At 69.3% G+C, this 14,223-nt stretch carries 11 protein-coding genes; 4 read left to right on the top strand and 7 right to left on the bottom strand.

Translation table 11 applies throughout. The features are described 5' to 3' along the window. Positions 1-25: 25 nt before the first annotated feature. Together AB0M67_RS02845 and AB0M67_RS02840 are read right to left on the bottom strand one after the other, a co-directional pair. Positions 26-3,118 (bottom strand): NACHT domain-containing protein, encoded by a 3,093-nt coding sequence (locus AB0M67_RS02845; RefSeq protein WP_365741928.1) that lies wholly within the window; start codon positions 3,116-3,118, stop codon positions 26-28. A gap of 149 nt (positions 3,119-3,267) precedes the next feature. Next, positions 3,268-4,818, bottom strand: coding sequence for a S8 family serine peptidase (locus AB0M67_RS02840; RefSeq protein WP_365741926.1), 1,551 nt, complete (start codon positions 4,816-4,818; stop codon positions 3,268-3,270). A gap of 265 nt (positions 4,819-5,083) precedes the next feature. On the opposite strand from AB0M67_RS02840, the gene AB0M67_RS02835 reads away from it, so the two are divergent. The 3 genes from AB0M67_RS02835 (at position 5,084) to moaA (ending at position 8,273) form a co-directional block, all read left to right on the top strand. After that, positions 5,084-5,479 (top strand): DUF485 domain-containing protein, encoded by a 396-nt coding sequence (locus tag AB0M67_RS02835; RefSeq protein ID WP_365741924.1) that lies wholly within the window; start codon positions 5,084-5,086, stop codon positions 5,477-5,479. Positions 5,480-5,496: 17 nt separating this feature from the next. Continuing rightward, entirely contained in the window at positions 5,497-7,125 is a 1,629-nt protein-coding gene (locus AB0M67_RS02830; protein WP_365742836.1) for a cation acetate symporter, read from the top strand. A 155-nt stretch (positions 7,126-7,280) separates the two neighbouring features. Further along, positions 7,281-8,273: a GTP 3',8-cyclase MoaA gene (gene moaA, locus AB0M67_RS02825; protein WP_365741922.1), complete on the top strand. Its 993-nt coding sequence runs from the start codon at positions 7,281-7,283 to the stop codon at positions 8,271-8,273. Here moaA and AB0M67_RS02820 read toward each other — a convergent pair. Both AB0M67_RS02820 and AB0M67_RS02815 read right to left on the bottom strand, forming a co-directional pair. Further along, positions 8,256-8,525: a hypothetical protein gene (locus AB0M67_RS02820; protein ID WP_365741920.1), complete on the bottom strand. Its 270-nt coding sequence runs from the start codon at positions 8,523-8,525 to the stop codon at positions 8,256-8,258. The genes moaA and AB0M67_RS02820 overlap by 18 nt on opposite strands. A gap of 251 nt (positions 8,526-8,776) precedes the next feature. Continuing rightward, positions 8,777-9,139, bottom strand: coding sequence for a DUF3099 domain-containing protein (locus AB0M67_RS02815; RefSeq protein ID WP_365742834.1), 363 nt, complete (start codon positions 9,137-9,139; stop codon positions 8,777-8,779). A 213-nt stretch (positions 9,140-9,352) separates the two neighbouring features. On the opposite strand from AB0M67_RS02815, the gene AB0M67_RS02810 reads away from it, so the two are divergent. Continuing rightward, on the top strand, positions 9,353-9,646 hold the full coding sequence (locus tag AB0M67_RS02810) for a GlsB/YeaQ/YmgE family stress response membrane protein (RefSeq protein WP_365741918.1): 294 nt from the start codon (positions 9,353-9,355) through the stop codon (positions 9,644-9,646). A 94-nt stretch (positions 9,647-9,740) separates the two neighbouring features. Here AB0M67_RS02810 and tyrS read toward each other — a convergent pair whose 3' ends face one another. The 3 genes from tyrS to AB0M67_RS02795 form a co-directional block, all read right to left on the bottom strand. Then, positions 9,741-11,012 carry a tyrosine--tRNA ligase gene (tyrS, locus tag AB0M67_RS02805; RefSeq protein ID WP_365741917.1) on the bottom strand — a complete coding sequence of 424 codons (1,272 nt, stop codon included), beginning with the start codon at positions 11,010-11,012 and terminating at the stop codon, positions 9,741-9,743. Positions 11,013-11,077: 65 nt separating this feature from the next. Continuing rightward, positions 11,078-12,475 (bottom strand): TldD/PmbA family protein, encoded by a 1,398-nt coding sequence (locus tag AB0M67_RS02800; protein ID WP_365741915.1) that lies wholly within the window; start codon positions 12,473-12,475, stop codon positions 11,078-11,080. Between the two features lie 106 nt (positions 12,476-12,581). Then, positions 12,582-14,105, bottom strand: a complete 1,524-nt coding sequence (locus AB0M67_RS02795) for a TldD/PmbA family protein (RefSeq protein WP_365741913.1) — start codon at positions 14,103-14,105, stop codon at positions 12,582-12,584. Between the last annotated feature and the right edge of the window lie 118 nt (positions 14,106-14,223).

Genomic DNA, 14,223 nt, shown 5'->3' with positions numbered 1-14,223 from the left:
CAAGACCCTTACGGCGCTGGGGAGGCTACTCCCGGATGATCCGGCCGGGGGCGAAGTCTTCCTCGCCGAGCACCGGGGAGTCGTCCGCCACCGCGATGACCAGGTCCTCCCGACCGACCAGTGGGGACAGATCGATCGGCCCTGCCTCGTGGGTACAGGCCGATAGGCGGAGACGCTTGAGCTCTGGGAGTTGTGCCAGCGGATCGAGGCCTCCGGCCAAAGTGCATCCCGCCAAGTCGACCTTGGTGAGCGATTCCCAGCTGCTGATCCAGTCGAGACGCAGGGCGCTCAGCCATTGCAGGTTGAGCGAGTTCAGCGGGAGAGGGCGCGGGAGGCCGGCCAGTTCATGGGTCTGACGCTCGCTGGAAAGAGTCAGGCTGCGGAGTTCCGGCAAGCGGTCGATTCCGTCGAGTGCCAGATGCCTTGCCCCCTGAAACAGAAGCAGTGCGTCGAGGCTTGGATTGAGGGGGAGTTCCCCAATGCTCCTGGCCGGGACAGCGTAGTTGAGCATCAAGCCTGTGATCCGATCCATCCGCCGCAGTGGGTCGAGAGCGACGTCGGTGCGCTCACCTTGGAGGAGGAGCATCCTCACTCCTGTCTCCGCCAGCGGGGACAGGTCCCGCAACGCCGCGCAGTCGCTCAGCACCAGGCCACGCAGCGAGGGAATGCCCGTCAGCGCGGCGAGATCCGTCAGCAAGGGATTGTCCGCGACATACAGCGTGCGGAGGGCATCCAGAGCGCACAAGGGCGACAGATCGGTGAGGGGCCCGATGAGATGGGTGAGACCGGCTCCGGGAATCAGTCGCAGGGCCCGCAACTGTTCGTCCGTCCGCACGTGCAGGTATGAGTTCGCCCAGTCCCCGGCAGCCAGCACCGACCGTGCGTAACGCTCAGCGTCGAACGCTCCCCACGCGTCCGACACCTGGGAGCGGACCTCCCGCCTCTCGTCCTCCCGGAACCGGGAGATCACCTCCAGCGCGGCGTCGCCTCCCACGCGCCCGGCGACTCGTACCACCCCCGCCGCACTCATCTCGTCCAGCCCCTCCGGCCCCGGCAGCAGCTCAAGCACCAGCTCACCGGCCTTCGCCAGTTCCTCCGCCTCATCGAGCCCCCGTGGCGGAACCAGCTCGCCCGTCCGCTCCTCGATCTCCGCCCTGATCGCCGGATCCAGCTCCGGCGCGTGCTCCAGAGAGGCTGCCGCCAGCAGCACCAGCCGGTTCCGGTGGCGCTGTACCTTGTCGGCGCGGCGCAGCAACTGCCTTAACAGCCGCACCCGTTCGTCCGTCCGCGCGTGTCCGACCGCCATCCGGACCACGTCGTCCCACTGGTCGTCATGCGCGTTGCGCACCAGCACGCCGAAGTCGCGCGCCTCGATCGCCGCCTTCGCGCCCAGATAGTCCTGGAAGGTGCGGTGGACGAAGCCGACCGCGCCCGGCACCGGTTCGCGCAGCAGCCCGCTGCGGATCAGCAGATGCGCGAACACCTGCTCCGCGTCGCCCGTCACCTGGGGCATGGCGGCCAGCCATTCGCCCACCATCTCCACGGTCTCGTCACGGCCCGCCTCCACCTGGCCATTGCGGATCAGCCAGTACGCCAGCCGCTGGAGCAGCGCCGTCTGCTCATCGCGCGTCAGGTCGACTCCCTCGACACCCACCACCTCGCGCTCGGTGTCCCGGCGTACGAGCAGCAGGTCCAGGGCCGCGTCGTACAACTCCTTGCGCGCTCGCGGCAGTCGCATCCGGCGGTCGCGGTTCAGTGCGCACAGCAGCGCGCACATCAGTGGATTGGTGGCCAGCCTGCCCAGGTCCCGCCGTCCCGTGACGGCCTGGTTGAGGGAGTGTTCGTACGTGTCGAGGAGCGAGGCGTCCCGAGGGCACTCCTGGCGCGCCGCGTCGTGCCAGTGGGCGACGAACGCGCGGATGTCGTCCCGTTCCATCGGCAGCAGTGAGTGCGCCGTGAAGCCGTGCCCCGTCAGCCAGTCCTCCGGCACCGCCGAGGGGCGTGTCGTCACCACGTACCGCGCCTCGGGAAACGCGGCGATGAGCGATCTGAGCCAGGTCTCCGTACGGCCGCGCAACCGCGTCGGGACCTCGTCCACGCCGTCCACGAGCACCAGTGCCCGGCCGTCGGTCAGTAGCCGTTCCGCCCATCCCGCCGGGGCGGAACCGTGCAGCGGCACGCCCGAGGCGCGCAAGAAGTCCTCCGGCAGGGGGAGTTCGTCGGCCGTCGTGAACGCGCGCAGGCGCAGGACGAACGGTACGCACGCGTTCCAGTCGGCCAGCTCGGGCGGGAAGCCGCGCCGGGCCGCGTTGAGCGCCAGCCACTGCACCAGGGTGCTCTTCCCGGAGCCCGCGGGGCCGCGCAGCACCACCCGCCGGGCGCCGGTCAGGGCCTGCTCGGCCTTGACCGGGCCCCGGCCCGGGGCCGTGGGCAGGCCAAGGTCCTCCCGGTAGGGCTGGGGGTGGTCGCCGCCGCTGACCGCGAGGCTGATGTAGGCGGTGTCGAGCGGCCAGTCGTTGGCTGTTCGGCCCAGCGTCAGTCCGAAGAGTTCCAGCCGGCCCTGGGTCGCCGTGATGAAGTCCGCGTACCGCTGCTCGAAGCCGAGCGCCGCCGCCTCCGGACGCGGCCCGACCCGGTCCCGTACGTCCTCCACCAGCTCGCGTGTCCGGCCCGCCGCCCGTGTCTGCTCCACCGCGGCCCGTGCCGCGAACGAGGGGTGTGCCGTGAACTGCTCCACCACATGCGCGCAGCAGAGGCCGAGCAGCTCCTCGTACAGATCCTCGCCCACCCCCGGGTGCGATCTCCGTAACTCCTCGCGCAGGCGTACCGGGTCCAGTTCCAGGGCGAAGAGCCGGTCCGCGCCGATCTCGCCCGCCGCCGCGAAGGCGGACCGTACCGCCTCGACCGCCGCCAGCCGCTCGTTCTCCGGCAGCCGTGCGTGGGAGTCCTTGAGCCGGCGGGCCAGTACCTTCGCCAGCCGGTCGGGCGACGCGGGTTTGGGGAGGGGACGTACGGGGGCGTCCACGAGGCCCGCGCCCGGTTTCGGGATCAGTACCGACTTGGCGATCGCGCCCATCACCGTTCCCGCGAGACGTGCCACCACGACTTCCGTGCTCACCGAGCCCGTACCTCCCCCATGCCGACCGGTGCACAGAATCGTACGGCGCACGAACGCGGGCCGCCCCGGAGGACGGCCCGCGCTCGGTACAGCGGTCATGCTCGGTACAGCGGTCGGTGCTCAGGCACCCAGGTGCTTATCCGCGGTGCTTATCCGCGCACCGCCGCCAGGGCGTCGACCAGACCCGCCCCGTAGAAGCTGTTGTACTGCTTGCCGCCCTCGCAGACGGCGTCGACCTCTCCGTCACCGTCGATGTCGTACGGCGCCGGGCAGGCGGTGTCATCGGCCTGGACCGACAGGAGCGCCTTGATCGCCTGCGGCGAGGCGTGCGGGTGGGTCGACTTCAGCAGCGCCGCGACGCCCGCGACATGCGGGGAGGCCATCGACGTACCGGCCATGTAGCCGTAGTTGCCGCCCGGCAGCGGGCCGAGGATCAGACCGCTGACCGCCGGCGGGGCCGGGGTCTGGTAGCGCGTGGAGTCGCCGCCCGGGGCCGCGATGTCGACGACACCGAGACCGTAGTTGGAGAACGAGGACTTCAGACCCTTGGCGCCGGTCGACGCGACGGTCACCACACCCGGGAGCTGGGTGGGGATGTCGAGGCATTCGGACGGGTCGATGACCCGGTCGCCCGGGGTGGTGTCGTTCGGGCTGGTCGGGTCGGTGATCGAGTCGGAGGCGAGATCGTAGTTCTCATTGCCCGCCGCCGCGACGTTGACCGCGCCCTTCTTCTCCGCGTAGCGCGTGGCCCGCGAGATCGCCTCGACCAGAGCCTTCTGGTCCGGGTCGTTCTTGCAGTTGAAGTACCACGGGTCGGTGTAATAGCTGTTGTTCGTCACATCGACGCCGTGCTTGGCGGCCCATACGAAGCCGCAGACGACGGCCTCGGTGTAGAAGAACCCGGCGGGGGTGGACACCTTGATGCCGGAGACCTTCACGCCAGGCGCGACACCGGTGACGCCGATGCCGTTCTTGGCCGCGGCTATCTCACCGGCGACATGGGTGCCGTGCGGGCTCTCGCCCGTGCCCGGCCGCCAGGCGCCCTCGGTCGTGTCCGGCTTGCCGCCGACACAGTTGACCGAGGCCGCGCGGTCGAAGTTCGGCGCGATGTCCGGGTGGGTGTCGTCGACACCGGTGTCGATGACGGCGACAGTGACGTTCCTGCTGCCGAGCGTCTTCTGGTGTGCCTTGTCCGCCTTGATGGCGGGCAGGTCCCACTGCAACGGCTCCAGCGGGTCCTGGTCGGCGGTCTTGTTCGCCTTCGCCTTCGCCGTGGCGGCGGCGACCTCCTCGGCGGACAGCACCTGGGGGGCGCCGATGTCCGTCGTGGACTTGGCGGCCATCGGAGCGGTGCGGGTGGCACCGGCCGAGTCGACGCCCCTGACCTTGCGTACGGTCCTCGCGAACTCGGGGTTCTGCGAGGTGGCGACTATGACGCCTATCTGGTCGTAGGAGGTCACGATCGTGCCGCCCGCCTCGCCGATCGCCTTCTTGACCGACGTGGCGGTGGAACGTCCACCGCGGGTGTTGACGACGTACGACAGCTTCGGGCCGTCCGTCGCGACCGCGGCGGCGGGGACGCTGCCCGCCGCCGTCGCGGCCGTGGCCGTACCGGTCGGCAGGAAGCCGAGCGAGACGGTGAGCGCCAGACCTGCGGGCAGAGCGAGCGCGCGCCGCCGTCTGGATCCCAGATGAGCCATGGGTTCTCCACATCATCCGTGAAAGAACCGTCCCCGCGCAGGCGTGCGCGTGGACGGGTACATGACCAGTGAAGTTATCGCTGATCATCCCCGGTCATCAATCACTTCCCGAATCATTTTTGGAAGAAACTGGAAGAAAAAGGCCGGTGTTGAACCGCGTCGCCACGCCTTCCGTGCCGTTGTCAGGGGGACCAGCACATCCGCACCCCCTGTGAGGTTTTCCCTGATGACCCACCCCACCGCACCCGCGTCACGAGGAGATTCCGTGGCTACCGATGCACCGCCGCCCGAGGGCGGTACGGACACCAGCCCCGCCCAGCCAACGCCGGACCGGTCCGCGACGGCGCAGCCCACGACGGCCCAGTACGTCGAGGTGCAGGAGAGCGCGGAATTCGGCGAACTGCGCCGTACGTACCGCTCCTTCGCCTTCCCGCTGACCATCGCCTTCATCACCTGGTACCTGCTGTACGTCCTGCTGTCCAACTACGCGGGCGGCTTCATGGGCACCAAGCTCTTCGGCAACATCAATGTGGCCCTGATCCTCGGCCTCGCCCAGTTCGCCACCACATTCCTCATCGCCTGGCTCTACGCGCGGCACGCGTCGCGTGAGCTCGACCCGAAGGCGGACGTCATCAAGTCCCGGATGGAGGCGGACGCGTGAGCCAGTCGCTGCCACTCATGAGTCACCCGGTCCAGCAGCTCGCCGCCGCCACGGACGCCAGCGAGCACCGGCCGCTGATCATCACGCTCTTCGCCCTCTTCGTCGTGGCGACCCTCGTCATCACCGTCTGGGCCGGCCGTCAGACCAAGAACGCGTCGGACTTCTACGCGGGCGGCCGGCAGTTCACCGGCTTCCAGAACGGTCTCGCGGTCTCCGGCGACTACATGTCCGCCGCGTCCTTCCTCGGTATCGCGGGCGCCATCGCGCTCTTCGGCTACGACGGCTTCCTCTACTCCATCGGCTTCCTCGTCGCCTGGCTGGTCGCGCTGCTGCTCGTCGCCGAGCCGCTGCGCAACTCCGGCCGGTACACGATGGGTGACGTGCTCGCGTACCGCATGCGCCAGCGTCCCGTCCGTACCGCCGCGGGCACCTCCACCATCGTGGTCTCGATCTTCTATCTGCTGGCGCAGATGGCCGGCGCGGGCGTGCTCGTCTCCCTGCTGCTCGGCATCACCAGTGACGCCGGGAAGATCGCGATCGTCGCGCTGGTCGGTCTGCTGATGATCGTGTACGTCACGATCGGCGGGATGAAGGGCACCACCTGGGTCCAGATGGTGAAGGCCGTGCTGCTCATCGCGGGCACGCTGCTGATCACCTTCCTGATCCTGTGGAAGTTCAACTTCAACCTCTCCGACCTGCTGGGCACGGCGGCGAGCAACAGCGGCAAGGGCGCGGCCTTCCTGGAGCCCGGCCTCAAGTACGGCGCCACCGCGACCTCGAAGCTGGACTTCATCTCGCTGGGTATCGCGCTCGTCCTCGGTACGGCGGGACTGCCGCACATCCTGATCCGTTTCTACACCGTGCCGACCGCCAAAGCCGCGCGGAAGTCCGTCATCTGGGCCATCGGCATCATCGGCGCCTTCTATCTGATGACCATCGTGCTCGGCTTCGGCGCCGCCGCGCTGCTCAAGCCCGACGACATCACCGCCTCCAACAAGGCCGGCAATACGGCGGCTCCGCTGGCCGCCCTGGAGATCGGCGGCGGAGCCGACTCCACCGGGGGCGCGATCCTGCTCGCGGTGATCTCCGCGGTCGCGTTCGCCACCATCCTCGCGGTCGTCGCGGGCCTGACCCTGGCGTCCTCGTCGTCGTTCGCGCACGACATCTACGCCAATGTCATCCGCAAGGGAGAGGCCACCGACAAGGAAGAGGTCCGCGCGGCCCGCTGGGCGACCGTCGCCATCGGTATCGTCTCGATCGCGCTCGGCGCACTCGCCCGTGATCTGAATGTGGCCGGACTGGTCGCGCTCGCGTTCGCCGTCGCCGCCTCGGCCAATCTGCCGACGATCCTCTACAGCCTGTTCTGGAAGCGGTTCACCACTCAGGGCGCCCTGTGGTCGATCTACGGCGGTCTTGCCTCGTCCGTGCTGCTGGTGCTGTTCTCACCGGTCGTCTCGGGCAAGCCGACCTCGATGTTCCCGGGGGTCGACTTCCACTTCTTCCCGCTGGAGAACCCGGGGCTGATCTCGATCCCGCTGGGCTTCCTGCTGGGCTGGCTGGGCACCGTGCTGTCGAAGGAGGAGCCGGACCAGGGCAAGTACGCCGAGTTGGAGGTCAAGTCCCTCACCGGTACGGGAGCGCACTGAGCACACCGAATTCTGTAGACGGTATACAGATCCAAGGCCGCGTCGTAGAGTCCTACGATGCGGCCTTGCCGCTCCTCGTGACATACGGGCCCTGGCGATGTCAGCGGTCTGACGTAGGCTCGATCGTGTTGGATCCGATCAGGGAGGGGGCCTGAGTGCTTGTCGACACCTTTGGTCGTGTCGCCACCGACCTGCGCGTATCACTAACCGACCGGTGCAATCTGAGGTGCACGTACTGCATGCCGGAAGAGGGGTTGCAGTGGCTCACCAAATCGGATCTGCTCAGCGACGACGAGATCGTCCGGCTGATCCGGATAGCCGTGACACGGCTGGGGATCAAGGAAGTCCGCTTCACCGGCGGTGAGCCGCTGCTCAGGCCCGGACTCGTCGGAATCGTGGAGCGGTGCGCGGCGCTGGAGCCGCGCCCCCGGATGTCGCTTACCACCAATGGCATCGGGCTCAAGCGGACGGCCGCCGCGCTGCGGGAGGCCGGTCTCGACCGGGTCAATGTCTCGCTCGACACGCTGCGCCCCGATGTCTTCAAGACCCTCACCCGCCGTGACCGGCACCGGGACGTGCTGGACGGACTGAGCGCGGCCCATGACGCCGGGCTGACCCCGGTCAAGGTCAACACCGTCCTGATGCCGGGGCTCAACGGCGACGAGGCCCCCGAGCTGCTGGCCTGGGCCGTGGAGCGCGGCTACGAGCTGCGCTTCATCGAGCAGATGCCGCTCGACGCGCAGCACGGCTGGAAGCGCGACGACATGATCACGGCGGGTGACGTCCTCGACTCGTTGCGTACGCGCTTCGCGCTGACCGAGGAGGACGACGCCGTGCGGGGCTCGGCGCCCGCCGAGCGCTGGGTCGTCGACGGCGGTCCGCACCGCGTGGGCGTGATCGCGTCCGTCACCCGCCCGTTCTGCCAGGCCTGCGACCGCACCCGGCTGACCGCCGACGGACAGGTGCGTACATGCCTGTTCGCCCAGGAGGAGACGGATCTGCGGGGCGCGCTGCGCTCCGACGCGCCCGACGAGGAGATCGCCGCGCTCTGGAAGACGGCGATGTGGGGCAAGAAGGCGGGATCCGGACTGGACGATCCGTCGGCGTTTCTCCAGCCCGACCGGCCGATGTCAGCGATCGGTGGCTGAGTTCCGCTCCCACTCGGTCAGTTCCACCACGTCCTTCAGAAAGCCGCGCATCCCCAGGAACGAGGAGAGGTGCTCGCGGTGTTCGTCGCAGGCCAGCCAGGTCTTGCGGCGCTCGGGCGTGTGCAGCTTGGGGTTGTTCCAGGCGAGGACCCAGACGGCGGGCGCGCGGCACCCCTTCGCGGAACAGATCGGGGCCGCGTCGTCGGCGGAGCCGGAAGTGTCGGGGAAGCCTGGAATGCCGGGGGAGTTCACCAGACCACCCTAGACGAGCAAGTCCGAAGTCCCGTCTCGGCCCGTGTCCGGCGCGGGCCCTGTCCGGCGGCCCAGGACACATTCCGTAACCGGAAATGGCGACGCCGGGCAGCCACGGGGGGAGCTGCCCGGCGTCGGTCCGTCGCTCCGACGGGGGATGCGGAGCGCACTTCAAGTATGTCACGGGCAACGGGGTGCCGTGCACCGGAACTTCACGATTGATCTGAGCATTTCTTGAGCTTCGCGGAGTGTTATGTACCGCTTGGCCGCTCCCCCTCGGCGGCCGTGGCGCCGGTTTCCGCCACGACAGGTTTCACAGGGGCCGCGATCATTGTACGGGGCGGCGGGTCGAGATGGGTCGAAGGCAGTGAAGTGACGTTCTCCCGGCCCCCGTTGGCGATCACCACGGCCACGTACGGCAGCAGCATCCCCAGGACGAGCGCCACGATCGCGATCGGCCGCTGCACATTCCACAGAGCCACGGTCGCGATCACCGCGAGCGTCCGTACGACCATCGAGATCACATACCGGCGCTGCCGGCCGCTCACATCCTCGGCAAGCCCCCGCCGGGCCTCCGTGATCCGGAACACCTCCGTGCCGCCCCGCTTGCGCACCACGTTTCCACCACCCGATTCTGTGCCGGACTCTCCCCGGACCGGACCCCGTCAACCGTACGCCGGGACCCCGGCGCCCACGAGAGCGGGGGCACTCCCATCCTCGCCGATATCGCCCATCCCGCCACGTACGGCCGTGCCCGACATGCGCCATATGGTGGAACGTCCCAGACTGGCGATCACGCGCAGATAGCGCCGCGTGAGGAGGCGACCATGAGCTGGTTGTGGGTCATCATTGTGGGGCTGGTGCTCGGCCTGATCGCCCGGGCCATCATCCCGGGCAAGCAGCACATCCCCCTGTGGCTGACGATCCTGTGCGGCATTCTGGGCAGCTTCCTCGGCAACGCGGTCGCGGGCTGGATCGGAGTCGCGGAGACCAGGGGAGTGGACTGGACCCGCCATGTGCTTCAGCTGATCGGGGCCGTCATCGTCGTCTTCTTCGGCGAAAGGCTCTGGAACGCGATTCGCGGCAACAAGGACAAACGGGGCAGTCGCCAGAGAGCCTGAACCGGACACCGGACACGGGCGCCGGTCCGGACAGGGCGGGACGGTTACGGCCGGGAACGCGTGCGCGTTCCCGGCCGCAGCCGACTCCCGGGCCTCAGACGGAGGCGGTGACCTCCACCGCGGCCAGGTTCCTCTTGCCCCTGCGCAGCACCAGCCAGCGGCCGTGCAGCAGCTCCGTACGGTCCGGCACGGCGTCCCCGTCGGAGACCTTGACGTTGTTCACGTACGCCCCGCCCTCCTTGACCGTACGGCGAGCCGCCGACTTGCTGGGCGCCAGACCCGTCTCGGCGAACAGATCGACCACCGACGCCGGCTCGGTGACCTCGGCGCGGGGCAGCTCGGAGAGCGCCGCGCTCAGCGTCGCCTCGTCGAGCCCCGTCAGCTCACCCTGACCGAACAGCGCCCGGGACGCCGCGACGACCGCCGCGCACTGCTCGGCGCCGTGGACGAGCGTCGTCAGCTCCTCCGCCAGCGCCCGCTGGGCCGCGCGGGCCTGCGGACGCTCCGAGGTCGCCCGCTCCAGCTCCTCCAGCTCCGCCTGGTTCTTGAAGCTGAGGATGCGGCTGTACGCGGAGATGTCACGGTCGTCCACGTTCAGCCAGAACTGGTAGAAGGCGTACGGCGTGGTCATCTCCGGGTCGAGCCAGACGGCCCCGCCCTCGGTCTTGCCGAACTTGGTCCCGTCCGCCTTCGTCATCAGCGGCGTCGCCAGCGCGTGCACGGTGGCGCCCGGCTCCAGGCGGTGGATCAGATCGAGACCCGCGGTGAGATTGCCCCACTGGTCGCTGCCGCCCTGCTGGAGGACACAGCCGTAACGGCGGTACAGCTCCAGGAAGTCCATGCTCTGCAGCAACTGGTAGCTGAACTCGGTGTAGCTGATGCCCTCGTCGGACTCCAGCCGGCGGGCGATGGAGTCCTTCGTGAGCATCTTGTTCACCCGGAAGTGCTTGCCGATGTCCCGCAGGAACTCGATCGCGGACAGCGACGCGGTCCAGTCCAGGTTGTTGACCATGGTCGCGGCGTTCGGACCCTCGAAGTCCAGGAACGGCTCGATCTGGGACCGCAGCCGCCGCACCCAGCCGGCGACCGTCTCCGGGTCGTTCAGCGTCCGCTCGGCGGTCGGCCGGGGATCACCGATCTGACCGGTGGCCCCGCCGACCAGCGCCAGCGGCCGGTGCCCGGCCCGCTGGAGCCTGCGGACGGTCAGCACCTGCACGAGATGTCCGACATGCAGGCTGGGCGCCGTGGGATCGAAACCGCAATAGAACGTGACGGGACCGTCCGCGAGCGCCTTACGCAAAGCGTCCTCGTCAGTGGACTGGGCGAACAGCCCGCGCCACTTCAGCTCGTCGACGATGTCCGTCACGGTCGTTTCTCTCCTCGAACGGTTCACAGGTTCACTGGGATGTACTACCGGCCAGTGTATGGGGGTCATACCCCCCGGCTGACCGAGCTCATATTGAAATCGGGGATACGCAGGGCGGGCATCGCGGCCCGGGTGAACCAGTCGCCCCACTCGCGCGGCAGTGCCTTCTCCGTACGACCGGCCTCCGAGGCCCGCGACAGCAGATCGACCGGCGACTCGTTGAACCGGAAGTTGTTCACCTCGCCGGTGACCTCGCCGTTCTCGACGAGATAGACGCCGTCCCTGGTCAGCCCGGTGAGCAGCAGCGTCGCCGGATCGACCTCGCGGATGTACCAGAGGCAGGTCAGCAGCAGCCCGCGCTCGGTGCCGCTGACCATCTCCTCCAGCGAGCGCTCGCCCCCGCCGTCCAGGATCAGATTGCCGATACCGGGCGCGACCGGCAGCCCGGTCAGCGCCGCGCTGTGCCGGGTGGTGATCAGACGCGCCAGCTCGCCGTCCCGTACCCAGTCCGTCGCCGTCAGCGGCAGCCCGTTGTCGAAGACGGAGGCGTCATCTCCGGAAGAGTGCGCGATCACGAACGGCGCCGACTCCAGGCCGGGCTCGTGCGGGTCGCTGCGCAGGGTCAGCGGCAGCTCGGAGAGCTTCTCGCCGACCCGGGTGCCGCCGCCGGGACGGGAGAAGACCGTACGGCCCTCGGCCGCGTCACGGGCGGTCGAGGACCACAGCTGGTAGATCAGCAGATCGGCCACGGCGGTCGGCGGCAGCAGCGTCTCGTACCGGCCCGCGGGCAGCTCGGTCTTCCGCTCGGCCCACGCCAGCCGACGCGCCAGCTCCGTGTCGAGGGAGGCCGGGTCCACATCCTTGAAGTCACGGGTGGACCGGCCCGCCCAGGCCGAGCGGGTGCGGTCGGGCGACTTGGCGTTCAGCTCCAGCGTGCCGCTCGGCTGGTCGTGGCGCAGCCGTACGCCCGTGGACGTACCGAGATAGGTCGAGGTCAGCTCATGGTTGGCGAACCCGTACAGCTCCCGGCCGCCGGCCCGGGCACGGGCGAACGACTCACCGAGCGCGGGCGCGAAGTCCGTGAAGACGGCGGAGGTGGTCTCGGCGGGCGCGTCGGTGAAGTCTCCCGACACCTGCCCCGCGTCGACCAGCGGCCGCGCGTCCTCGGCGGGCCCGGCCCCGCGCGCGGCGGCCTCGGCGGCCCGTACGAGCGGCTCCAGATCATCGGCGGTGACGGCGGAGCGCGACACGACACCGGACGCGGTGCCCTGCGAGCCGTCGACGGTCGCGATGACGGTCAGCGTCCTGCCCCGGGTGACGCCGTTGGTCGTCAGCGCGTTGCCCGCCCAGCGCAGATTGGCGGAGGACTGCTCGTCGGCGATGACCACGCAGCCGTCGGCGGTGGACAGTTCGAGGGCGCGCTCGACGATCTCGTGCGGCTTGCTGATACGGCTGGTGGTCATCGTCCGGCCTCCTGCGTGGTGTTGAGACTGTGCTGTCCCGGGGGGCACGGCGCCAGATTGCGGCTGCGCCACGGGCCGGACCCCCGGCCGATGGTGGTCGTCCCGCTCATCGTCCGGCCTCCTGCGTGGTGTTGAGGATGTTGACGCCGCGGAAGAGGGCGGAAGGGCAGCCGTGGGAGACCGCGGCCACCTGCCCGGGCTGGGCCTTGCCGCAGTTGAAGGCGCCGCCCAGCACATACGTCTGCGGTCCGCCGACCGCCTCCATCGAGCCCCAGAAGTCCGTGGTCGTCGCCTGGTACGCGACATCCCGCAGCTGGCCCGCCAGCTTGCCGTTCTCGATACGGAAGAACCGCTGCCCGGTGAACTGGAAGTTGTAGCGCTGCATGTCGATCGACCACGACCGGTCGCCGACCACATAGATCCCGCGCTCCACCCCGCCGATCAGATCCTCCGTACTCAGCCCGCCCGGATCCGGCCGCAGCGACACATTCGCCATGCGCTGCACGGGCACATGGCCCGGCGAGTCCGCGTACGCGCAGCCGTTGGAGCGGCCGAGACCGGTGAGCTTCGCGATCCTGCGGTCCAGCTGGTAGCCGACGAGCGTGCCGTCCTTGACCAGGTCCCACGACTGCGCCTCGACGCCCTCGTCGTCGTAGCCGATGGTGGCAAGGCCGTGCTCGGCGGTCCTGTCGCCCGTCACATTCATCACCGAGGAGCCGTACGCCAACTTCCCGAGCTGGTCGAACGTGGCGAACGAGGTCCCGGCGTACGCCGCCTCGTACCCCAGGGCGCGGTCCAGCTCGGTGGCGTGGCCGATCGACTCGTGAATCGTCAGCCACAGATTGGACGGGTCGACGACCAGGTCGTAGGTGCCCGCGTCGACGCTCGGCGCGCGCATCTTCTCGGCGAGCAGCCCGGGGATGCGCTCCAACTCGGCGTCCCAGTCCCAGCCGGTCCCGGTGAGGTATTCCCAGCCCCGGCCGACCGGCGGGGCGATCGTGCGCATCGAGTCGAACTCGCCGCTCTCGCCGTCGACCGCCACGGCGGTGAGCTGCGGATGGACCCTGACGCGCTGCTGGGTGGTGACCGTACCCGCCGTGTCCGCGTAGAACTTGTTCTCATGGACGGTGAGCAGCGAGGCGTCCACATGCGCCACGCCCTCGGCCCGCAGCAGCCGCCCGCTCCACTCCGCCAGGAGCCCGCTCTTCTCCTCGTCGGGTACCTCGAACGGGTTGATCTCGTACGCCGACACCCAGGTCTTCTCGGCGTGCACCGGCTCCTCGGCCAGCTCGACCCGCTCGTCGGAACCGGCGGCGGAGATCACCTTCGCGGACAGCTTGGCCATCGCCACGGCCTGTCCCGCGACCCGCGCCGCGGCGTCCATGGAGAGATCGACCCCGGACGCGAAACCCCAGGCGCCCCCGTGCACCACCCGGACCGCGTAGCCGAGATCCGTGGTGTCCGACGAGCCGGCGGGCTTGCCGTCCCGCAGCCGCAGGGCCGCGCCGCGTACCCGCTCGAAGCGGAAGTCGGCATGGTCGGCGCCGAGCGCCCGGGCCCGGGCGAGCGCGGCGTCGGCGAGCGCCCGTAGCGGCAGTGCCGTGAAGGCTTCGTCGATGGAATGAGGCACTGATGTCTCCTGTCGTCGAGACTGGTCGACCCGATCATGTCGTGTCGGCGGCTCCTTGCCCACCATTTTCTGTAGGGATCCAACAGGGTCCTCACCAAGGCGCTGTCAGGGGTCGCTT

Origin of the sequence: Streptomyces sp. NPDC051662 (assembly GCF_040681655.1) — a bacterium.
Taxonomy (GTDB): Bacteria; Actinomycetota; Actinomycetes; order Streptomycetales; family Streptomycetaceae; genus Streptomyces.
The sequence above is the reverse complement of the archived record's forward strand: the minus strand, read 5'-3'. Positions and strand labels throughout refer to the sequence as shown.

What these genes read in the sequence shown, in the direction of transcription:
- AB0M67_RS02840 (WP_365741926.1), bottom strand. Translation starts at nt 4,818, where the DNA reads ATGGCTCATCTGGGATCCAGACGGCGGCGCGCGCTCGCTCTGCCCGCA.
- AB0M67_RS02830 (WP_365742836.1), top strand. Translation starts at nt 5,497, where the DNA reads ATGAGTCACCCGGTCCAGCAGCTCGCCGCCGCCACGGACGCCAGCGAG.
- AB0M67_RS02810 (WP_365741918.1), top strand. Translation starts at nt 9,353, where the DNA reads ATGAGCTGGTTGTGGGTCATCATTGTGGGGCTGGTGCTCGGCCTGATC.
- AB0M67_RS02800 (WP_365741915.1), bottom strand. Translation starts at nt 12,475, where the DNA reads ATGACCACCAGCCGTATCAGCAAGCCGCACGAGATCGTCGAGCGCGCC.